A 24,687-nucleotide genomic window follows, 5' to 3' on the forward strand; every position below is an offset into this window, starting at 1 on the left:
AAGAAGAACCCCAAAAGGTTCTTCTTTTATCATTTTTCGGAAACACACATCTTTTAGAACATGCTAAATGATATGTCTGATAAGCAAAAAGTTGAAATTCTACTTTAAGGCTTTATGACTTATGCAATTTACGACAGAGATAAAAATGAAGTATATCGCTATGATAAGGGATTTACTGTCGGTGCAGACCTTACCGGTGCGGCTAAAAAAAATGATTCGGAAGAAGCTGAAGTTATGGGATGGAAAAGGGAAAACAATATTTAAGGTTGCAGCAACTGGAGACTCTTCTGGACTACCTAACTCAATCGGTGATATAAAAGATTTTATTGGATTTGATTTTTTAGGAGATTTTGAAGGTATTAAAGAAATTGATGGATGGATTATTGAAAGTATAGGCTAATTACATTTTTTGAATGAGTTAGATCAAGGCGAGATTATTTCTCGCCTTTTTTTGTTAATGATATAGGGATGTATTTTCACGTTTTACTAACGGTATGGGCAAGATGGACTGGTAGTTGGTTCATTCACACTGTATAAAGATAATAAAGTCGTTTAATTATATTCTTAAAAATAAAGTGACCATTTATCTGTACGTTGATAGATGGTTAATAAAGATGTCTAAAAGGTTAGCTTTTCTTTCGCTTTACGATTTTTTTAGAATATTAAAGTTGTTTAATCTTGGAAGGCGAATAGTTACACATAGCTTCCTTTTTTAATTATTTATTTTAGCCAATATAGATTTAACAAAGTTTGTTTTACTATCTGCATATTTATGTTTATCATTGATTGGGATTAGCCTGCGAAAGTTGAATTTTTAACTGTTCATACTCAATCCGAGAAGTTTTATTATTTTTCAAGTAATTTCTAAAACACAATTGTTCAATTAAATATTTATTACCCTTTTAATACATATGAATTTGTTGTATTCTCGGCTATCCCTTATTAAAATAATACCTTTCAGGCAATACATCTTTTCTATACTTATAATTTAGATGTTCTAACTTAGCAATACATTTCACACCATTTTCAAAACTCTTTAATTCAATCGTAATATCAATAATAGGTTTTGCACTCAAGTGTGGAATAGAAGTACTTCCAATATGGTGTATTGCCAAAATGTCTTCTCCAATTTGTTTTTAAATTAGTTTTACTATTTTGAAAATTATACTTCCCATTCCTCAGTCCAAGGAACTAAAAAACTTCACCACTGGGTAACCCTAACATTTGATTAACTACTCCTGCATACAGACCTTTTCTTAGTGAAATATCGAAATATTTTTTCTTTTATTATATAGCATAAAAATGAATCTATGGTGTAAAATCCCAATTCAGACCTTCTTCTTAAATAACAATTTTATTTTTTGTGTACACATACAAAATAAAAAAATAATAATCATCATTACTCTAAATTTAAAGCTTTTTATATAGGTACTTATCTACACAATTCAAAACCAGGTACATATCATAACTATAAATCAAAAGACAAATGACTATTTTTAAAAGAAAGGATGATATAATTGTATAATCTTTATAATATAAAACATTATCCGTATGACATATACAATCCATATCTAAACCATTCTTCAAATAATCTTTATAACAATCAAAGAATTGATCCTATAATACAACTTCGAAATAACGCCTACGGTGGATTTTATCTTGATATAGATGGCAGCAATGGTAAAGTTATTTTATCACGACGCCCAGGAAGTGGAGTCAATTGGAAAATGGATGAATCTGATAATTTTGTAACCCTTCAAAATCGTGGTAGAACTCAAAATTTCTTCAATCATTTTTTAAGTATAAACCCAAATACTGATATTGTTTCTTTGTCACGTTGTATAAGCAACAGTATATATTGGAAAATGAATAGACAAGGTAATATTGTAACTCTAAAAAATTCTAGTAATAACAAATTCCTTGATATAGACGGAAATACTGGCGCTATCATGTTATCAGATCAGCAATATGAAGGAACAAAATGGACTATATCAACTCAATAATATTTTCTATACCTTTAAAAAAATAGATAAACTCACTTATCAGCGTCAATTCATGTGAAAAACTAGAAAAAGTCCCTTCAGATTTACGAAGGGACTTTTTATTCACATAATCAATTAATTAGTTTTTAAACAAAACGAAAAAACCTTTCCGTTTTTGTTCCTGTATAGCTCTAATGTTTTCAAGCAATAACTGATCTCGCTTCTCTAGCTTCTTCTCTATAAAAACTTCTAATTCACTGTTTTTACCTCCTACTTAGGATTTTTTACACTATAAATCAAGACAAAAGATCAACTACAACTATCCCGAAAGGTACCACTTTGTACATAATCACTTACAAGCGTACTTATAAGTGCACTTGTAAGTGATGTATTTGTAAATTTAAATCATGGTAATACAGTGAAATTTCATTCACAAAAATATTCCTTCTACACTATGTTATAGGTAGCAAGTTAACCTTATTATCTACGACCTGGACACGGTAACTCTCCATCAGTTTGATTAAGCCTTCAAAACTATCTATTTCAGTCTCGTCTATGTCTGTGGGGATATTGATTTCTGTTATGGACCAGCCTGGCTCGGTCTGCAAGACCGGCATTGGTGAGGACACAGGACCGGTGACAACCTCTTTAATATATCCCGTCACATCATGGATAGCAAATACCCTTCTCTGGACTCCTACTGGAGGGCTGGACACATCCTCCTCCGATTTTAATGTCTGTTGTCCGATTAGGCTAATGTAATACCTGTAGCCTGAAATGCCATTGGAAAAGTTGAAAACAACGAAGGTTAGACTGGGCCCTGCGTTTATTGAGTATCCAGTTTGGAGATTTTGTACTTCTAAGCCTTGAACAGAGTATTGTTGCCAAGGATGGGCCATGACCATAGCGGTCCAAGTTGTACTTGCAACAAACGGGCCGACAGACCAGACATGCTTTTGGCCTGTTAAAAATCCAGATTCCCCTGGACGTTGTACCCAGTTATACGGCCCGTGGAGTTGAATAGCCGGGGTAACCATCACCTGTTGAGAAATGAAGTCTTCACTACGATTAGACATAGGGTTGTGTTTCCTCCTTATATTTTTATTCGAAATTATCTTCTCCACTTTACTAAGAACCATACATTTTTAACATTCCTGATTGTAATTTCTAAATTTTCATTCTGATACAACCAACATGCAGCGTTAATCCTATTTAAATTTGAAAATATGGGTTGGAGGGACTTAATGCAAGCATGTTTAGAAGAACTTGGTGAAAGTGCAGCCTTACAAGAAAATTATAATATTATAAAAGACACTGAGAAGGCTCAGATGAATCAATTTTGAAAAGAAAAGATTTCAGTAACATCGCAATTTTTTTATAAAAATCGTAACTTTATTTCAAATCCACATCTAGCTAATATAGCAAGCCAATATATCATTGTTTGGTAAGGGAGCTGGTCGCCTCGTTCAAGACATAAAACATTCATCTCTATGGAGTAAAGTAATGGATTTCCCTGTAGATAATTTACCTACTGAATTTGTCTTCAATGCCCCACTCCCATCGACTGAGTATGTTGTGGTTCACTCGTATCTTGCGCGGCTGTCTTATTTTGGACGACTGGGTCCTGGAAGTAATATAGTACGCGCTTTGTATCATCCTGAGAATCTACCTGTCCCTCCACCGTTCGAAGTAGAAATCCTAGGTATTGATTTTTTCCGTCGTACGATGCTAAAAATAAAATTTATGAGACCTGTAAACTCAGGCCTATATACAGTTTGGTGGGCTGATGGTCAAGTTTCACCAAAAGACCTACCAAAATAGGGTGCAACAGGACTTTATGGAGCACAAAAAGTACAAGAAGGAAAGATACTCTATGATGTTATCGCATTACCAATTCCACAGTATGTCAACCGTACGATTACTATCGGCGTACAGAGTGTAAACGAATGTGGTTTGCAAAGTAATTTCTATACAACACAAGTGCCAATTCCTGCGCTTACGATTTAATGTTTTAAATTCTAAAATTTTCTGTTTATAAATAAGATAGCTTTAATTATTAAAGATTAAGCAGTGCCAATAAAAAGGCATAATCATCAACTTAAGAAAAGTAAACATCAAAAAACAAACGAAAGTTCCTATTTCACATCCATAGATAGAACTTGACGTAAATGATATTGGAACAACTTATAAAATTCTTGGTATGGAATAACTCTTAGATTTAAATGACTTTATTTTAACTGCAACTTAAAATAAGTACGGGGTTATACATGTTTGAGGCTTTATAACATTGCACGACTAAAAAATCTATTCCTTTATGGGTGGCCCAAAAAGGAATAGATTTTTGCCGGGCTTCAAATATGGAACAAGCACATGAATTTATACGTGCTGAACGTGAAAAATGGAAAATGATGAAAAGGATTGAACGTTAACATACTCTTACCAACAAAAAGAACCGTCTATCGGCCCTTTCTCTATTCAAATTACGCGAGTCCGCCACATTCGCAATGGCCATTTCCATCACAACAACAAATATACACTTCTCCATTGAATTCCAAAGTTTCACAACTCAGTTCTTCCGATTGTTCTGGCTTAGTTTTCTTTGCTTCTTCTCGTTGAATAGGGGAACCTTTGACTTTTTGTTCTTTCATGAATATCCCCCCTTTCTTTATATATTAAGGTCTACTTCTTGTAGCAGACAATATTAGCGTAACCTGATAAAAAGCCAAATAATCCTTCCTTATTTAAACAAAATAGAGCAGTATACAGAATTCAAAACGAAAATCCTTTTCCGAAACAATCTGCATGTTGTCAGTGTATATTAAAAGGAATTGCTATAACAATTAAGGAATGTGAATCAAGTGACGAAGTCCCTTGGTTACTAAGCTGGTTATAGTGTTAAAAATGATAAGTATTTTGAGAAAATTCATATGAGACATTTGCAAACCTTATTTGATGCAAAAGTGATTTAGGCCCAATAGAGTAAACCCTATTGATACAAGGATTTTTACCTTAACGTTGTAAATCCACAAAATCCTGATGCTACCCCTAAGTTTAAAAGAGGAAGACATAGGGGAAGATGTGAATGAGGCAATGAAAGTGTACGGGTTGGATTGATTGGAATGGAATTGTACGACTTCAAGTAAAAAGAGCGTCAAAGCTAAGTACAGCTACTTATCTCTAAGTTTTGTAATGATATAAAATACAGACCAAAGTTCAGTACAATCCTTCAGATTGTTAAAGGTCTAAAAAAATTAAAGAAGGATATACATGAAAATGATTTTTGGATGCGAAGAGCATTTTTGAGAATATGAAAGAAGGTATAAAACGCAAAATACATTTCTTATTTTTTAGTTCTCTACAAGTATTAATTACCAACCATAAAATCTATTCAAAACCGCTTTTTCTCTATTATGTATTTTGAGCGATTTAATGGCGGGGATTGTATACAAAATAAAAAATAATCGTCTTAAAATTGCACACTGAGGATATAAGAGATAAAACAATTGGATATACATAAAAAAATCTAGGAGGGATACTCAATGTCTGAACAAGAAAGAAAAGTTGAAAATTTAATATATGAGAAGTTAAAAAAGGAAAGAAGTGTTTTTATATTAGATCGAACGTTACCTAGTCATGAGGAACAGAATTCGCATAGTTTACTCTTTGATAAACATTTAAAGGCTAATTTCGAGCATCAGTTAAAAGACCTATCAATTCCAAATACAGATTCTAACTCTTTCAAACAACATTCCAATAGCTTCGATGATGCTACTATTTATGAGGATTTTAACTTGCAAAATTTACGTTTAAATAAACTAAATGTTTTACTAAATCCACCAATATATGATTTAAATATCACTGTAAATTCAGGAAGTAGAATAATTGGTCCCCCATATGATAAAACTCATTCAATTGGCAACGGAATGACGTTTGGCAGTAAGTATACTGGTAAAATGCTTACGTTTTCTACCCAGGGGTGGTCTGTAGCTGCTTTAGGTTTTTACATTACTTCACCTGATTCTTTATTAGCAGCAATTACACCACAGGGATTTTACGAATGGAGCTGGTTTGCATCAAGTTCAGACCAGGAATTTGTATTTACTACAGGAGGGGTGGGGGTGAATGTATTTTTGGGTAACGGTGAAAAACTAATCCATGAACAAGAGGCAACACTTTGGAACTTTAGTGGAAACTTGAATCAAATACTAATAGGTGATACAGGTAAGGGGAAAATTGCAAATGCTTCTTCTCCAGCATTTGGATTGGGATCGATTCCTATTGCGCCGATATATATAAATATGGAGCCAAGTCGTCGTTACCTAGTTTGGATTTATAGTTGGCAATTTAATGAATTTAGAGGAAAAAAAGAGTTTTTTGCAGGAATGACCATGGACATGCCCTTTTTAACCGTTGACGCAGGACCCCCAATTAAGCTTCATTAAGAGTATCAAATTAATAATAGGAGTCACGTCACCAAAAGTACAATTTTTCACTTTTGGTAATGTGACTCCTAATTTTTAATACATACCATTAGACTCTCTTGGATAATTTGATGCCCTTTTTAAATACAGTTCAACTTTATTTTTAAGCCACAATCCTTCTTAAAATACAATTTTCCCTCTTGGGAATTCTGAGAGATTTAATGATAAGTTGTACAAAAAAGAAAAGATAATCTCCTTAACACATTATTTCTTTTTTCTTTCTCTGCTAATCGTTTCTTCTTTTTTCGTTGTAAGGTACTCACACTAATCCCTGTCCATTTCTTCCACTTGCAAAAAAACGCTCTATAATGTGTGTTTTTATCCTTGTAACAAAGATAAATAAAAAATAACATTAATATAATGAGTTTTTAAGATTTACGTAATGTTTCCTGCTAATTATTAAAGCAGGGGGTGTTTATATGACTGTAAACTTGTTTTTTGTTAAACTCATTTCTGCAATTGTAGCATCTGCATGCGTAGTACTTGCTATAAATGGTATCTTTAATAAAATTGAAGAGTATGTAGGTTAAAGGACACATAGCGGGTGCTTTTTATATGGGTTAGCACCACATCACTTTTATTCCATGATATATCAAAAGATATACCTTTTGATGTGTATTTAAAGATTAGAAAGAAAAATAGGTTTTACAAAACATACAAAATGTTAAACTCATAGAACCTAGTAATGTTAAGCAAACATACCTAATATCACTGGAATTTTATTTGGTTCTTTAATGACGGGTTTTACAAATTATAAAAAATGTAAAATTAGTTTTACTGTTGTAGTTGAATTTTCCCAAAAGTGATATTTTAAATTGGATACTTATTTCATAGCAAAGCAAAAAGCACCAACCATGGATGCTTTTAAAATTATATATGTTTGTACTAGAAACGTTATTTAAATTCTTAGCAATAAAAAAGAATTTAAATAACGAAAATTATAAAATAAATCCAATCATTATATTAATGAATTGGCCAATTTTAGCTACGACTTGGGAGTCATGAGCAACCATTAAGTTAATATCAGTTAAAGCCGCTTTTGCTTGTCTGAGAAGAGAGGGTTTTACAGCTGTCCTTGTTCTGCATTTTGTGCTATTTCTTCAACAAAATCCAAAGCATTCTCTTTAACATCTGAGTTCTCTCTAGTTATCTCATTTAGTAATTCTATTTAGTAGAATATTCCCCTGTATAGCATCATTTTTGAGTCCTGATTCCATGAGATTGAAGTTAAGATATATTGAAAAGATCTTATTGAGATTTCTTGTCAATTTCTCATGAGTTTTCAGTTTATTCGGAAATTTAGTGGTTTTAATTTTACAGTTTAGTGAAATAGTGGGTTTGAAGATAATATAAAGTGTCTGCAGGACAATAGTAATGGATATAAGATGAAAATATTGTATGTGCATATCAAAACATAACGGAAAATCAACAACATGAACGGAAAGATAAACAGTACTGTAGAATATGAAATTATTTGATCTGTCTTAGGAGTCGTACAAAGCAAAATTGTAAGTCAGCGATCCTAGAAATAAGTTTGCCTTCGGTAGTAAGCGCTCCACTAGCAATGTTCATGTTCATCCTCAATATTTTCTTAAAACGTTTGAATGAATTCACTTATAGATCCTCATCTAAACTAAAAAATTTCGTATATAACTTCATTTATGTTTAATGATTAAAAGCTCACCATAGATGATTTATAGAGAATGCAATTATAAATGCAAGAAAATCTAATTTAAAATTGAAAATTCGTTCTATTTTGGTTAGATATGGAATAAATGAATTTTATTTCTCAATATTCACTGTATGTCACTTTTTTGTTTTTTTCTATATGATATTGGAAAAAGTATGCTTAATTTCATAACATAAAACCCCTACAAAATTATTACTCTACAAATTAATTTCTTAAAGAAAACTTCTTGTGAATATGTTACTAACTACATAAAGTGTAATATTAACAGAATTATTACCAAAGTATTAGGCTTTTAGAATAAAAATGTGTGCTTAAAATATCATTGAAATCCAGGAATAGAAATCGTAATTGAAATTTTTTGTTTTCTGTCAGGTATGTAAATTACTTTAGCTACTTTATGGGTAATTTCATGTGTTTTTTCTTTTGCTTAAGTTTATGAAATAGGAGTATTAGCACTAAATATTGTAGCTAAGAGTATGTAAAGCATAGAAAATACGAATTAAACAAAATAGGAGGAAAGTGAAAATGAAGCATCAAGATGATAGTAAAACTGGTTTGGAAATAGCGATTATTGGAATGGCAGGTAAATTTCCAGGTGCAAATGAAATAAACCAATTCTGGGATAACCTAAAAAATGGTGTTGATTCAATTTCTACATTTACTGAAGATGAGTTAATTAAAGAAGGTGTTAATTTAGATGTTTTACAACATCCTAATTTTGTGAAAGCAAAAGGGTATTTGGAGGAAGTAGAATATTTTGATGAATCCTTTTTTGCTTATACACCTAGAGAAGCGAAAATAATGGATCCTCAAATCCGTATGTTACAGGAAACAACATGGGAAGCATTAGAGATGGCAGGCTATAATCCATTTAATTATGAAGGATTAATAGGGTTATACGTAGGAGCATCTACTAATTTTAATTGGATGAAGCACACGCCATTATTAAACAGTGATAGTGTGGTTGAGTTTTCAGAGGCGGGTACTCTTTCCTATAAAGATGCAATTTCAACGCTTACATCCTATAAGTTGGGACTTAAGGGACCGAGTTTTACATTGTATACAGCTTGCTCTACCTCTCTTTTGAGCATTCATCTTGCATGTAGATCATTGTTAACTGGAGAATGCTCTATTGCAGCTGCAGGTGGAGTATCTATAACGTATCCTAAAAAGAATGGTTATAAATATCATGAAGGAATGACAAGTTCACCTGATGGCAAAGTACGTACTTTTGATGCAGAAGCTCAGGGTGCAGTTTTTAGTGATGGTGTAGGTATGGTAATACTAAAGAGATTAGAAGATGCAATTGCTGATGGGGATACAATCTATGGTGTAATTAAGGGATCAGCAGCAAATAATGATGGTGTTCGAAAAGTAGGCTATACTGCTCCGAGTGTTGAGGGACAGGCTGAAGTAATTCAAGCAGCACATAGTTTTGCTGAAGTTGATCCTTCTACAATTAGTTATATAGAAACGCATGGGACGGCAACGCCATTAGGGGATTCTATCGAAGTAGAGGCTCTAAAGAGAGCGTTTCAAGATGTGGACAAGAAATCTTTTTGTGCAATTGGTTCTGTTAAGAGTAATGTAGGTCATTTAGATACAGCTGCAGGTGTGACGGGACTAATAAAGACAGTTTTATCTATGAAACATAAACAACTCCCGCCAACTTTAAATGTGAAGCGCCCTAACTCGAAAATTGATTTTATAGATAGCCCATTTTATATTAATACTGATTTGGTGAATTGGCAAAGTGAAGATAATGATCTTCTTCGAGCAGGTGTGAGTGCTTTCGGATATGGTGGAACTAACGTTCATATTGTATTAGAAGAAGCGCCTAAAGTTAAAAGTTCTGCTTCTACTAGAGAGAAAAAGTTAATGGTTCTTTCTGCTAGATCAAAAGAAGCTTTAAATAATGCTACAGTAAATATGGTTGAATATCTGGAATCTAATAAAGATGTTGAATTAGCAGATGTAGCATACACATTGCAAACTGGCCGTCGATCATTTCCGTATAGAAGAGCGGTCTTATGTAAGGATATAGATAGCGCCATAGACAATTTAAAAACAGTTAAAGATTTTCACGTAAAAACGCAAGAAAATCCAGATTTGGTATTTGTGTTACCTAGCGAATACTCATCAATTATTGAGAATGTAAAAGAACTATACCAAAAGGAACCATTATTCTTAAAAGTATTTGAGCGTAATATGACTGATGCCCAAATGTATACTGGAAAAGCATTGAAAGAAGCATTCTTTAAAGGAACAGATGATAGCTTGGTTGAAGATTTAACCTTCTTCGTCTGCTTGCAATCGATTATTGATGTATTAATTGAATGTGATGTACGTCCTTCTAACATTATTGGTACAGGCTTAGCTGGAATGGTTTCAGATATTTATAATAAATCTCTTAAGCCAGAAGATGTCCTGAATCCATTAGTTGAGAACTATATAGAGTTACAGACAGAATGGTCGCATGGAGAAAAAGTAGAACTTCTAACACAAGTTAAGGATGTAGATCCTAATTTTGTGATTGTACATATTGGAGAGTTATTAAATTCTGAAATTAATAATAATCAGATTATTTTACGGAACGACTTGTTAGAGGTATTGGGACAAGCATGGGAGCTAGGGGTAGAAATTAATTGGAGTAAACTATATGAAGAGGAATATAGATTACGTATTGCCTTACCAACTTATCCTTTTGAGAAAAAACGATATTGGATAGATCCAGCTGAACAGCAAAATATAACTAATAGTGAAGAAACATCGATAAAGAAACGTTCTAATATAGCTGAGTGGTTCTATACTCCAGGGTGGATGGAAAAAGAAATTGTAGATGTAACTAAAGGATCTACTAAAAGTTGGTTGTTATTTTTAGACAATGAGCATATAGGCTTAGCTCTTAAAGAAAAACTTGAAAGAGATGGACATCGTGTTATAACAGTCGGTGTGGGTCCTTCATATAAAAAGATTAGTTTAAATGAATTTACAATATGCCCTACTGAACAAGAAGATTATTATCAGTTATTTAATGAGCTACAAAAACAAGAATGTTTACCAGAGGAGATTGTTCATCTATGGAATGTCGATAATAAGGATTTAGGTATCGAGACCTTAGATACTGGATTCTATTCATTAATATCACTTGCAAAGACAATTAGTAAATTTAATTTACTTTATCCTATCAATATAAATGTTATGACGAATAATATGCAAAAGGTAGTAGGAAACGAGTCTATTATTGCAGAAAAATCTACTCTTTTGGCTCCTATAAAAGTATTTCCGCAAGAGTATCCAAATATTAGATGCCGTAGTGTAGATTTTATGTTGTCTGATAATGAAGAAGCATTAATATCAAACTTATATTCTGAGATTCAAACGGACATTATTGACACTGTAATAGCAATTCGAAATAATACTCGTTACATTCGAATTTATGAGCCTATACCTGATGAAAAAGTAAGTGAAATGCTAGTAATAAATGAAAATGAATCAGCTTCAAAAATACAGAATATTCGATCGGAAGGGGTTTATTTAATTACTGGTGGAATGGGAGGAGTAGGCCTTAAATTAGCAGAATATTTGGCGCGTACAGTAAAGGCTAAACTAATATTAGTTAGTAGAACAGCTCTTCCTGATCGTGAAGAATGGGATCAAATTCTTCAATCACAGATTGAAAATGAACAATTATGTCAACGTATTAACCATATTCAGAAGTTGGAGTCATTGGGAGCAAAAGTAATGACAGCTGTTGCAGATGTAGCTGATGAAGAGCAGATGAGAAACGTGATTCATCAGGTTGAGGATAATTTTGGACACATAAATGGGGTAATTCATGCAGCAGGTGTCTTACGTGTTAAATCAGCTCAGTGTCCAATGGAAAAGATAAGTAGGATTGAATGTGAAGAGCAATTTCTTCCTAAAGTACATGGTGTGCTAGTTCTTGATAAGTTATTTGGTAATTATGATCTTGATTTTTGTTATCTTGTTTCATCACTTTCACCTATTTTGGGTGGATTAGGATTTGTAGCCTATTCAGCAGCAAACCTTTACTTAGATAGTTTTTCAGACAAAGTGAGTAGTACATCTAATAATCGATGGACTAGTATTAACTGGGGAGATTGGCAGTACACGGGAACTGAACAGGTTAATAAAATATTCAATGCTCAAAGTATAGAAGCACTTGAAATGACATCTGAGGAAGGACAAAAAACATTCCAATGTGTGCTTGGTTTAAGTGGTTTAAATCAGGTAATTATTTCTTCAGGAGATTTAAATAAACGTTTTGATCAATGGATCAATTTGAATTCTCGCAAACGAATTTCTGAATTGGAAACTCAAACGAAAACGGGAGATAAGTTCAGAAATCAAGATGAAGTAGAGGAAATAATTATAGGGATTTGGAAAGATTTTTACAGTGTTGATACTGTAAATGTAAATGAAAATTTCTTTGATCTTGGTGCAACTTCACTTCATATAATTCAAATTCATGAGAGATTAATTAATAGATTAGAAAAACATATTTCAATTGGAGTTATGTTTGAGTATCCAAGTATTCGTTCTTTAGCGAAATACTTAAGTGGAGATAAACAAAAGAATCAAGTTAAACATACAAAACGATTTAATCGAAAAACGAAAGAAGATAACGATATTGCAATTATAGGAATAGATGGACGTTTTCCTGGAGCACAGAATGTAAATGAATTCTGGAATAATATAAAGTCTGGTACAGAGTCTATTCAATTTTTTACAGATGAAGAGTTAATTGAATCTGGTGTAAATCCTATGGAAGTAAAAAGCCCTAATTATGTTAAAGCGAAAGGGTATTTAGAGGGAACTGATAATTTTGATGCTCCATTCTTTGATTATACACCTCAAGATGCATCGTTAATGGATCCGCAACTACGAGTATTTCATGAATGTGCGTGGTCTGCCCTTGAACATGCTGGATATAATATCGAGACATACCCGGGCCTAATTGGTGTATATAGTGGGGCATCTCCTAACTTATATTGGCAAGTGTTATCTACTCTTTCAGAGGCAAATGAACCAGCTGGGCAATTTTTAATTTCATTACTTAACGACAAAGACTCGCTTAGTACTCAAATTTCTTACAAATTTAACCTTAAAGGACCAAGTATGAATCTCTTTACGGGATGTTCAACATCATTGGTGGCTATTCATAATGCATGCCAAGCATTATTACAGGGGCATTGTGATATTGCTATAGCTGGGGGAATTACATTAACTCAACCTGAAAAAGCAGGTTATACCTACCAAGAAGGAATGCTGTTTTCTTCAGATGGTCATTGTCGTCCTTTTGATGAAAATGCAAATGGAATGCTTTTTGGAGACGGAGTTGGGATTGTTGTCCTGAAGCCTTTACAGGAAGCTATAAATGATGGAGATACTATACATGCAGTAATAAAAGGAACGGCGATTAATAATGATGGGAATCGGAAAATTGGTTACACTGCACCTAGTGTAGAGGGCCAAGTAGAAGTTATTAAAATGGCGCAACATGAAGCAAATGTAGAACCTAAGTCCATTTCCTATATTGAAACACACGGAACTGCTACTAAACTAGGAGATACCATTGAGATCAAGGCGCTTAGTGAAGTGTTTAACTCTAATGAAAAACAATCTGTACCAATTGGATCTGTTAAAGCAAATGTAGGCCATCTAAATGCAGCATCCGGTGTTGCTGGTCTAATTAAAACGGTCTTTGCGATGAAAGATCAGGTTCTTCCGCCAAGTGTGAATTTTACAAAACCAAACACGCAAATTGGATTTGAAAAGACACCTTTTTATGTAAATCAACAATTAAATGAGTGGAAAAAGGATAATAAACCATTACGTGCAGGTGTTAGTTCATTTGGTATTGGTGGTACAAATGCACATATTATTTTGGAGGAGGCACCAAAGCTTGAAGCAACATCAAATAGTAGACCATACCAGATGTTAATGATTTCGGCAAAATCGAAAGATGCTTTGGATCGTATGACTTTGAATTTAGGGAATCACCTTGAACAGAATCCTCATGTGAATTTGGCAGACGCTAGTTATACATTGCAAATTGGACGTAAGGAATTCAAGCATAGGAGAGCTGTAGTTTGTTCCAGTACCCAAGAGGGAATTGAACAATTAAACCAGCCAGAAGGAAGAAGAGTACAATATGCAAATGTAAAAGAGGAACATCCTAAAATTAACTTCTTGTTTTCTGGGAACGGATCGCAATATGTAAACATGGGGTTAGAATTATACGAACAAGAGGCAATTTTCCGTGAAGCTATGGATGAATGCTTTGCAATCCTACAATTTGTTACGAATGTAAACATGAAAGAAGTGTTATACCCAACTACTTTCAGTATTGATGAGGCGACGGAAAAATTGAAAAGAATGGAATTTAGTCAACCAATTCTTTTCGCGTTTGAATACTCAGTTGCGAAACTATTAATGGGTTGGGGAATTAAACCTGAAGCAATGATTGGATATTCATTTGGTGAATATGTGGCTGCTTGTTTAGCAGAAGTATTTACTTTGGAAGATGCGCTTAAATTGGTTGTAAAAAGAGGTCAGCTAATGAGTAGTCTTCCTGCAGGAGTAATGCTTAGCGTTCCACTTCCAGAAGAGGAATTAATTCATTTGATTAATTCTTTTGAAAAAGAATATCAACATACCATTTCTTTAGCGGTAGTTAATGGTCCAGCTTGTATAGTTTCTGGGACAGAAGAAGCAATTGTAGATTTTGAAAATGAATTAAAGAAAAAGCGTTTAATGTGTATGCGAGTAACAATAGAAGGAGCAGCACATTCACACGAACTGGATTCAATTCTGGACGAGTATGCTTCCTATGTTAGTACATTAACACTCAGAAAACCTAAAATACCTTATTTGTCAAACTTGACTGGTACTTGGATACGACCTGAAGAAGCAACAAACCCAGTTTATTGGGTAAAACACATGCGTGGAACTGTTCGATTCTCTGATGGAATTCAAGAGTTGAATAGGGACAATACAAGTCTATTCATCGAGATTGGTCCTGGAAATGATCTTAGTAGGCTTACTAGTCGCCTTTTAGATTATGAAAATGGTAATGAAAGAATATTTAATACGGTTCGATCCGTTCAACAAGATGTATCAGATATGTATTTCTTATTTAGTCACATCACTCGAATGTGGGTAACAGGTATTTCTATAGATTGGGAACAATTTTATAAAGATGAGAAGAGAAGACGTATCCCATTACCAATGTATTCTTTCAATAAAATATCTTATAAATTACAAGGTAATCCGTATGATTTAGGTCAAAAGCTTAATAGTAAGCAATCTAAAATTAGTAAGAATAACAACATTTCTGAATGGTTCTATACGCCACAATGGAAAAGTTCTACATTGTTTGAACCAAATCATGATGTGAATGAGACATGGATTGTTTTTGTAGATCAAGAAGGATTAGGTAATGAACTAGTTAAGGACTTATTAAATAAAGGGCAGAGAGTAGTTATAGTAGAACCTGGCTTTGGTTTTAATAAGGAGAATAACGATCGCTTCATTATAAATCCTGAAGAACGTACAGATTACGTTAAGTTATTGGATGAAGTACAAGAAATATGTGGTTTACCTACAAGAATAGTTCATATGTGGGGAATTACGGATGAGGAAAGACAAGCCTCAATTGAATATGTAAATTGTAAACAAAACTTAGGATTCTATTCAATTTTTTACTTAACTCAGGCACTAGGAGACAAGAATATCTCTGATTCAATCTCAATTCGAATCATTACAAATGGTGTTCAACAAGTGTTTGGTGATGAAGAATTAATTCCAGAAAAATCAACTGTACTTGGAACGTCATTAGTTGTTCCGCAAGAGTATTCTTATCTTTCTTGTTCAAGTGTTGATGTTGTTTTACCTCTAAACAAAGAATTGAAGAGTAGGCTAATAAATCAATTAGTAGAAGAATGTCTTTCAAATACGAATGATAAAATGATTGCTTATCGAGGAAATAAAAGATTTGTTCAAACTTATGAGCCTATACAACTAGAACAGCCAGCTAAAGAGAAATTGCCTTTACGAAAAAATGGTGTTTACCTTATTACAGGAGGACTCGGAGGTATTGGTACAATTCTTGCGAAACATTTAGCTCAAACTGTACAAGCCAACTTAGTTCTTCTTACACGTACTGGTTTGCCAAATCGTGATGAGTGGGATATGCATTTGAAGGAAAATACGATGTATTCGGACAGAATTCGTAAAGTTTTAGAGATAGAAGAAACGGGATCTAAAGTTTCTGTACTTGCTGCTGATGTTACAGATCAATCACAACTATACGAAGCAATTCATAAGGCAGAACAAAAATTTGGAAAGATTAATGGTGTAATTCATGGTGCAGGTATTCTTGGTGGAAAGACTTTTAATTTGATTCAAGAACTTGAAAAAGAGGACTGTGAGGAACAATTTTCTGCAAAAATTTATGGTCTTATCAATTTAGAAGAGTGCTTACGAAATAAAGATTTAGATTTTTGTGTTCTAATGTCTTCAATTTCAGCGGTCTTAGGTGGATTAGGTTATGTATCATATGCTGCTTCAAATATATACATGGATGTTTTTGCACAATATATAAATCGTTATTCCAACATGCCTTGGATAAGTGTGAATTGGAGTGATTGGAAATACTGGGAAGATGAAGAAAAAGATATGCAGATAGGTGCAAGTGTACATGAATTATCTATGACACCTGAAGAAGGAGTTCAGGCCTTTAATATAGCACTGTCATGGAAACAAGGGGAAGTACTGATTCATTCTCCAGGGGAACTGCAAGCGCGTATTGATCAATGGGTGTTATTAAATTCTTTCAATGATGAGAAGGAAGAAGAATTAGATTCTACGTTATACCATTCTAGACCACAACTCTTGACTGAATATGTAGCACCTCGTAATGAGGTAGAAGAAAAGCTTTCAAAAATTTGGAGAAATATATTTAAAGTTTCAGAAGTTGGTGTTCATGATGATCTTCTGGAACTAGGTGGAGATTCACTTAAGGCTATTACTATTGTTTCAAAAATTCATAAAGAGTTTAATGTTGAAGTTCCTATTAAAGAACTCTTTACTCTATCAAATATTGAGAAACTAGCAAATTATATTTCAAGGGCAGATAAGAGTGAATTTGATGTAATTGTTCCAGCTGAACCTAAATCTCATTATCAGCTTTCTTCAGCTCAGAAGAGATTTTATGTATTACACCGATTGTATCCAGAAAGTACAGCTTATAATGATACTTCCGTTATTCTTTTGAATGGAAAATTAAACATTGAACGTTTAGAAAAGGCGTTCACTCAATTAATTAAGCGTCATGAGATATTTAGAACTACTATTGAAATGAAAAATGATAAACCGGTACAAATTATTCATGATCATGCTGATTTCCATATTACTCAAATTGAGGGCTTTGAATCTGAAGTGGAACAAATAATTAATGAGTTTATTCGCCCATTTAATTTTAATAATGCTCCATATTTCCGTGTAGGGTTAATTAGATTGGAAGAACAAAAACATATTTTAATTATTGATTTACATCATATAGTAACCGATGGAGTTTCCTATGATATTTTCGTTAGAGATCTATTTGCGCTTTACTCTGGAGAGAAATTACCAAGCTTAAAAATACAGTATAAGGATTACTCAGAATGGCAGCAGAGTGAAAAAGAAAAAGAAATTGCTCTCAAACATGAACAGTATTGGTTAGAGCAGTTTAAAGATGGTGTACCTGTCTTGAATATGCCTACAGATTATACAAGACCTGAAATAATAGATCTGAAAGGTAGTAAAATATTCTTTACTATTGATTCCAATGTTACCCAGAAAATTAAGCGTCTATTAGCAAAAGAAGAAACTACATTATATACGCTAATGCTCTCTGTATATAATATTTTGCTAGGTAAATATACTGGCCAAGAGGATGTTGTTATTGGTTCACCAATTACTGGTCGCCCACATGCGGATTTACAAGATATTATAGGAGTATTTGTAAACATGTTAGGGATAAGGAACTATCCAAGAGCTGAACAAAGGTTTACTCAGTTCCTATTTGAAGTAAAAGAACAAGTCTTACAAGCTTTTGAACATCAAAAATGTCAATATGAGGACCTGGTTAATCAATTAGGACTTCAAGGAACGTATAATAGGAACCCACTTTTCGATGTTTCATTTGTTATGCAAAATATGGATGCAGATCATATGTTTATCGATGGTTTAGAACTAAAGACATATGATCACGACTTTAAGCGCGCGCAAATGGATTTATTGCTAAGAGTGGTTGAATTGGAAGATACAATTGAACTGACTATGGAATATGCAACCTCTTTATATACTAGGGAGACGGTTCAAAAGTTATGTGAGCGTTATGTTGAGATTTTTGAACAAATTGTAGATCATCCTGAAATTTTATTAAAAGATATTTCATTTAAACAAGAAATTCAAGAACTGCAACCAGTTAAGGTATCAGTAGATTTTGGGGATTTTAACTTTTAATTGATTATTGTCAGGAGTGAGTAACTATGGTTGAACGAATAGCGAATAAAGATAAAGTAATTGCCGCAAATGAACGAATAAAGGAAAGAGAATTTTGGTTAGAAAACTTATCAGGGGAACTGGCTGACTGCCATTTCCCTTATGATTACCGGACATCAAACAAACAGGTGAATTTATCAAATGTTAGCATAAAACTAAAAGAGGAATTGTCCGAGAAGATTTTAAAGTTAGCAAATGGATCAGATCTTCAATTGCATATGATTCTTACTGCTGGACTTACTTTGCTGTTAAATAAATATACTAGATTGCAAGATATATGCATTGGTACACCTGTTTTAAAACAAGACAGTGATACTAACCTTATTAATACTTTGTTAGTTTTAAGACATGGTCTTGAGGAACATATGACATTTAGACAAATTCTCCAGCAAGTTAGTACAGTAATGGTTAATGCTTTAGAACATCAAAATTTCCCATTGGAAAGTTTACAACCGGTTTTGAGTAACTACCTTCCAGAGGGGCGTAATTATCCATTCCATACTGCAATTTTGCTAGAGGAAATTCAAGATTTAAATTATTTAAGTGAGAGCAATGCTGAGATTATATTCTCTTTTCGTCAAGTAAATGGGTGTATAGAAGGTGATATGTATTTTAATGAACATCTATACAAAACATCTACTGTTACGCGATTTGGTCATCATTTTATAGACTTGTTAGAGCAAGCTTTACTACAACCGAATACGCCGCATATAGATTTAGATTGGGTTAGTGATAATGATATAAGAGAGTTAATCACATTTAATCAAACTGAGTTAGATTACCCGCATCATTTAACGGTGATACAGTTATTTGAAGAACAAGTCATGCATAATCCAAATAAACTTGCTGTTTCTGATGACAAAAGAGAAATAACATATGCTCAATTAAAAGAAAAGGTAGATCTGGTTGCCAGTTCTCTACATAAAAAAGGAATTGGAAAAGGACACATTGTTGGTCTTATGATGGATCGATCCATTGATGCAGTCATTGCAATGCTAGGTATTTTAAAAAGTGGGGCTGCTTATTTACCTATTAACATATATTTGCCGTATAAACGGATAGAGGCGATGCTAAAAGAATGTAAATCTCCACTTTGTATAGTAAAACCAGAGGTTATTAGTGAAGATTTTACAAGAGAAATCCAGGATTGTAGTATGGTGAGCTTTAATGAACTACTTGAAACAGAGTTGGTTAGTTTCCCTTCAGTAAGTACACCTTACGATTTGGCATATGTTATTTTCACCTCTGGAACTACAGGTAATCCTAAAGGAATTATGGTGGAAAATCGTAGTGTTGTAAATTTAATATTTGGGTTAAAAAATGAAATATATGATAAATATAGTTCTTCTATGCGGATCGGGTTAGTTTCACCTTTTGAGTTTGACGCTTCAGTACAAAACATGTTTGGTGCGCTTCTATTAGGAAATAGTTTATTTATAGTACCTGAGGAAGCAAGAACTGATGGGCAGAAGCTAATTAATTTTTATCAAGAAAAGCAAATAAATATCGCGGATGGAACGCCGATGCATCTTCGATTATTAACTAATTTTATAGATGAAGAAATAGAATATTCATTTAAACATTTTATTATTGCTGGAGAGGAATTACCACCGAAATTAGCACGGAAATTCCTTGGTTTATTTAATGAAAACTGCCGACCAAATTTAACAAATGCTTATGGACCTACAGAGACAACTGTAGATTCTACATGTTATCATGTTCAGCACGCTGAGTTAGAATTTATGAATCAATTACCAATAGGAAGACCTCTAGCTAATCAAAAAGTTTATATTATGGGTGATAATCAACAATTACAACCCGTTGGAATTCCTGGGGAATTGTGTATTTCAGGAGAAGGATTAGCAAGAGGTTATTTAAATCAACCTAAGTTAACTATGGACAAATTTGTTCCTATACAAATCAACAAAGAGGGTTCTTCTATTATAGATGACAAGGTATATCGTACTGGAGATTTGGCTCGCTGGTTACCAGATGGAAATCTTGAATATTTAGGCCGTATGGATGATCAAGTCAAAATTCGTGGATTACGAATTGAATTGGGAGAAATAGAAAAGCAACTATTACGATATCCTGAAATAGGTGAAGCTATTGTAATTACACGTAAAAAAGAGGGAGAAGATGCTCCGGTTTTATGTGCATATGTTGTTATGAATTCTTCAGCTAAAGTAGAAGAGGTACGCCAATTCCTTAGGGAGTATTTACCTTTTTATATGATTCCTGCATACATCATCCCGATTGAGCAGTTTCCAATCTCATCAAACGGTAAAATAGATCGGAAAGCTCTTCCAGATCCAATTTGGGAGCAATCCACAGCTTTATTTATTGAACCACGTAATGAAATTGAACAAATGCTCTCTGAGATATGGAAAGTAGTACTTGGAATAGAGAAAATAGGTGTGAATGATAACTTTTTTGAATTAGGAGGTAATTCTTTACAAATTACTTCTGTTGTTTCTCACATATATAAACGTTTAGGTGTAGATGTACCTATACGTGAAATGTTTCAAAGGCCTACAATTATGCTATTAGCGGAGTATATAGAGAAATATGAAGGGAAGAAAAATTATTCTCAAATTGAGATTGTACCTGATAGAGAATTTTATCAAGCTTCTTCTTCACAAAAAAGATTATATATATTAAACCGCTTTGCTGGAATAGGAACTGCCTACAATATACCAGGTGCAATGTTAATTGAAGGTGAGTTTGATTTTATAAAGGCAGAACAATGTGTCAAAGAATTAGTGGAACGTCATGAATCATTAAGAACTTCATTCCAATTTATTAAAGGTGAACCAGTTCAATTTATTCATGATAGTTTAGATATTAGAATTGAACATTTATATAAATCTGATAGATCAACAATTGAAGAGTTAATACAGGAATTTGTTCGTCCTTTTCAGTTAGATAGGGCTCCACTTATGCGCGTCGGTTTAATGAAATTAGAATTCAATCAATATCTGTTACTATTTGATCTTCATCACATAATAGCAGATGGAGTATCTTTAGCGAAGTTAGAAAAAGAGTTTATAGATTTATATTCAGGCAAAGCCTTAGAGCCTATTAAAATACAATACAAAGATTATGCCAATTGGCAAACCAATCGTTTACACGATGAAGGGCTGAAAGAAATTGAAGAGTATTGGGTAGATAAGTTTAAAGGTGAGTTACCAATTCTTATGTTCCCAACCGATAAGCCACGTGGGCTAAATCAAACTTTTGAAGGTGATAGATTAGTATTCCATCTAACACCTGAACTTTCTAATAAATTAAAATCCTTTGCGGATGAAAGAGAAGCTACTTTATATATGGTACTTCTTTCGTCACTAAATATAGTATTGCATGTGTATACACAACAGGAAGATATTATAGTAGGTTCTCCAATTGCAGGAAGAATTCATCATGATCTTGAGCCTATCATAGGTATGTTTGTAAATACACTACCTATGAGAAATCATCCTAAAGCGGAAAAGACAATAATTCAATTCTTAAATGAAGTAAAAGAAAATGCGCTAGAAGCATTTCAATATCAAGAATACCCATTTGATGAGTTAGTAAATAAGTTAGACATGGCTTATCATACTAACCGGAATCCTGTATTTGATGTCATGTTAGTGATGCAGAATATCGGAAGAACATCAGAAAAAATAAAAGATATTACATTTAAATCTTACGAAATTCAGCACCAAGCTTCAAAGGTAGATATGAGTATAGAAGTATTTCCGGAAGAAGAGGGTCTACGATTAGAATTGGAATACGCGACAGGACTATATTATCCGCAAACTATAGAGCGGTTTATGATGCATTTTATAAATACGCTAGAGTGGATGGTAGCTAATCCTGAAGCGAAAATTGAAGATGTTAATGTTTTAAGTAAAAGTGAATCCACAAGGATGTTAAATGAACTTAATAATACAAAATTAGATTTTACTCAGGGTAAATTAGTTCATCAATTTTTTGAGGATCAGGTTGAAAATAAACCAGAAGAAATCGCAGTTATTTCAAATGATGTATCGTACACTTATTCATATATCAATAATCGAGCAAATCAGCTTGCTCGTTTTCTTAGACAAAAAGGGGTAGATCAGGAAACTAGAATTGGTATCGTTGTGGAAAGATCCGTAGAAATGATTATAGCTATATTTGCTGTGATAAAATCTGGAGCTGCATATGTACCAATTGATCCTGAATATCCAAAGCGTCGAATGGAACATATTTTAGAGGATTGTAATCCTCAATTGGTACTTACAGAATCTAAATACGTAGGTGAAATTCCATTTGTAGGAGAGATTATTGATTTAAAGCAAGAAAATTTGTACGTTGGTGATACAAGCAACCTGGAGGTTACTGGAAAACCAAATAACTTAGCTTATATTTTATACACCTCCGGTTCTACAGGTAGACCAAAAGGAGTCATGATTGAACATTGTAGTATTGTGAATTTCTTATTTTCAATGTCTCATTTATATCCTATGGATGAATCAGATACGTATTTACTGAAGACACCTTATATATTTGATGTATCTGTTCTAGAGTTGTTTGGGTGGACCATAGTAGGTAGTAAATTAGTAATAATGGACAATGGGGAACATCGAAACCCAAGAGCAATTTTAAGAACTATAGATAAATATGATGTGAAATTATTAAATTTTGTACCGTCTATGTTTAGAGCTTTCGTAAATACACTTAATAATGAAAATAGCCAGGTTTTAAATAAAGTAAAGTATATATTACTTGCGGGTGAAGCTTTGACACATGAGGTGGTTAATAAGTTTAAAGAGCATCGACTATCGACTCAAATAGAAAATATGTATGGTCCTACTGAGGCGACAGTTATTGCAAGTACGTTTTCACTTCAAGAAAGTGAAAACTATAATACTATTCCTATTGGAAAGCCTATTCCGAATGTAAGGCTTTATATACTTAATCAAAAACAGAGACTTCAGCCTATTGGCGCGGTAGGAGAGCTGTATATTGCGGGAGAAGGTCTTGCAAGAGGATATGTAAATCAAATGAGATTAACTGAAGAGAAGTTTTTACCAGACCCATTTGTAAAAGGGGAGAAAATGTACAGGACAGGAGATCTTTCACGCTGGTTACCTGATGGGAATATAGAATTCCTCGGTAGAAATGATGAACAATTAAAAATTAGAGGATATCGAATTGAGCCAGGTGAAATTTTAGATGCTTTATCTTCACACCATGCAATTAAAGAAGCAGTGATAGTAGACATTCAAGATGAAGATGGGCAGAAAAAACTTGTAGCTTATTTCGTAGCAAAATCACTTGTATCCATTTCTGATTTGAAATTGCATCTTGCGAAATTAGTTCCGAGTTATATGATACCTACTTTCTTTGTTGAAGTTGAAAACATACCATTAACACCAAGTGGAAAGGTTGATCGACATTCCTTACCTTCACCTAGATCTTTACCTAAGAATGAGGAGGAGAGTATGATGTCTCCTAGTAATGAGTTAGAATCTCGTTTGGTTGAAATATGGAAAAGTATATTGAAGATTGAAGTTGTCGGTGTAGAGGATGATTTCTTTGACTTAGGAGGAAATTCTCTACTAGCTATTGAGCTTGATCTTGCTTTAGAAAACGAGAATCTTAATACGGATGACTTAGTCGCATATACAAAGCGAAATATTAAACAACTAGCGGCTTATATAGCAGAAAAGAAAAATAATTAGTATTACTTTTTATTGTAAACGCGACTTTTAAGAGTTTAAATTTACACTTGCTATACTGTGGGATTAAAGGAGCTTTCCCTCTTAGCTTTCTGGAATGTTAGTGTTTATTCTGGTGACTATGAGTTAGGGAATTCTCCTCCCTATTTTAGAATGATTAAAATAAAAAAAGTGATTCGAGAAATAAGATTCTTCATATGAAATGTATTAATAATAATTGATAGCTTTTTAAAGAAGATATACATATCTCT

The 24,687-nt window shown here is 33.3% G+C and carries 7 protein-coding genes and 3 pseudogenes; 6 read left to right on the forward strand and 4 right to left on the reverse strand.

Annotated features, from left to right (window positions below; translation table 11 throughout):
* Positions 1-121 precede the first annotated feature (121 nt).
* Positions 122-400, forward strand: coding sequence for a hypothetical protein (locus V7S45_RS27795; protein WP_342762094.1), 279 nt, complete (start codon positions 122-124; stop codon positions 398-400).
* Between the two features lie 312 nt (positions 401-712).
* Here the strand turns inward: V7S45_RS27795 and V7S45_RS27800 are convergent.
* Positions 713-1,224, reverse strand: a pseudogene (locus V7S45_RS27800) (GrpB family protein).
* 293 nt (positions 1,225-1,517) lie between these two features.
* Here V7S45_RS27800 and V7S45_RS27805 point away from each other — a divergent pair.
* Positions 1,518-2,003, forward strand: coding sequence for a hypothetical protein (locus V7S45_RS27805; RefSeq protein WP_342762095.1), 486 nt, complete (start codon positions 1,518-1,520; stop codon positions 2,001-2,003).
* Positions 2,004-2,121: 118 nt separating this feature from the next.
* Here the strand turns inward: V7S45_RS27805 and V7S45_RS27810 are convergent.
* The 3 genes and pseudogenes from V7S45_RS27810 to V7S45_RS27820 form a co-directional block, all read right to left on the reverse strand.
* Positions 2,122-2,268, reverse strand: a pseudogene (locus V7S45_RS27810) (mercury resistance protein); the annotation flags it as partial.
* Positions 2,269-2,434: 166 nt separating this feature from the next.
* Positions 2,435-3,058: a hypothetical protein gene (locus V7S45_RS27815; RefSeq protein WP_097850572.1), complete on the reverse strand. Its 624-nt coding sequence runs from the start codon at positions 3,056-3,058 to the stop codon at positions 2,435-2,437.
* 1,404 nt (positions 3,059-4,462) lie between these two features.
* Positions 4,463-4,630, reverse strand: a complete 168-nt coding sequence (locus tag V7S45_RS27820; RefSeq protein ID WP_176505390.1) for a hypothetical protein — start codon at positions 4,628-4,630, stop codon at positions 4,463-4,465.
* A gap of 461 nt (positions 4,631-5,091) precedes the next feature.
* On the opposite strand from V7S45_RS27820, the pseudogene V7S45_RS27825 reads away from it, so the two are divergent.
* From V7S45_RS27825 to V7S45_RS27840, 4 genes and pseudogenes are all read left to right on the forward strand, one after another.
* A pseudogene (locus V7S45_RS27825) lies at positions 5,092-5,293 on the forward strand (transcriptional regulator).
* A gap of 228 nt (positions 5,294-5,521) precedes the next feature.
* Positions 5,522-6,424, forward strand: a complete 903-nt coding sequence (locus V7S45_RS27830) for a hypothetical protein (protein ID WP_342762096.1) — start codon at positions 5,522-5,524, stop codon at positions 6,422-6,424.
* A gap of 2,254 nt (positions 6,425-8,678) precedes the next feature.
* The gene (locus V7S45_RS27835) at positions 8,679-18,689 is read left to right on the forward strand and encodes an SDR family NAD(P)-dependent oxidoreductase (RefSeq protein WP_342762097.1); all 10,011 of its coding nucleotides are present in this window, start codon (positions 8,679-8,681) and stop codon (positions 18,687-18,689) included.
* 26 nt (positions 18,690-18,715) lie between these two features.
* Positions 18,716-24,439 carry an amino acid adenylation domain-containing protein gene (locus V7S45_RS27840; RefSeq protein ID WP_342762098.1) on the forward strand — a complete coding sequence of 1,908 codons (5,724 nt, stop codon included), beginning with the start codon at positions 18,716-18,718 and terminating at the stop codon, positions 24,437-24,439.
* Positions 24,440-24,687 lie beyond the last annotated feature (248 nt).

Origin of the sequence: Bacillus sp. BR3(2024) (assembly GCF_039134555.1) — a bacterium.
GTDB classification, from domain to species: Bacteria; Bacillota; Bacilli; order Bacillales; family Bacillaceae_G; genus Bacillus_A; species Bacillus_A cereus.

Bases quoted from the DNA above. Each gene is read 5' to 3' on its own strand.
- V7S45_RS27795 (WP_342762094.1), top strand. From the start codon at position 122: ATGCAATTTACGACAGAGATAAAAATGAAGTATATCGCTATGATAAGG.
- V7S45_RS27815 (WP_097850572.1), bottom strand. From the start codon at position 3,058: ATGTCTAATCGTAGTGAAGACTTCATTTCTCAACAGGTGATGGTTACC.
- V7S45_RS27820 (WP_176505390.1), bottom strand. From the start codon at position 4,630: ATGAAAGAACAAAAAGTCAAAGGTTCCCCTATTCAACGAGAAGAAGCA.
- V7S45_RS27830 (WP_342762096.1), top strand. From the start codon at position 5,522: ATGTCTGAACAAGAAAGAAAAGTTGAAAATTTAATATATGAGAAGTTA.
- V7S45_RS27835 (WP_342762097.1), top strand. From the start codon at position 8,679: ATGAAGCATCAAGATGATAGTAAAACTGGTTTGGAAATAGCGATTATT.
- V7S45_RS27840 (WP_342762098.1), top strand. From the start codon at position 18,716: ATGGTTGAACGAATAGCGAATAAAGATAAAGTAATTGCCGCAAATGAA.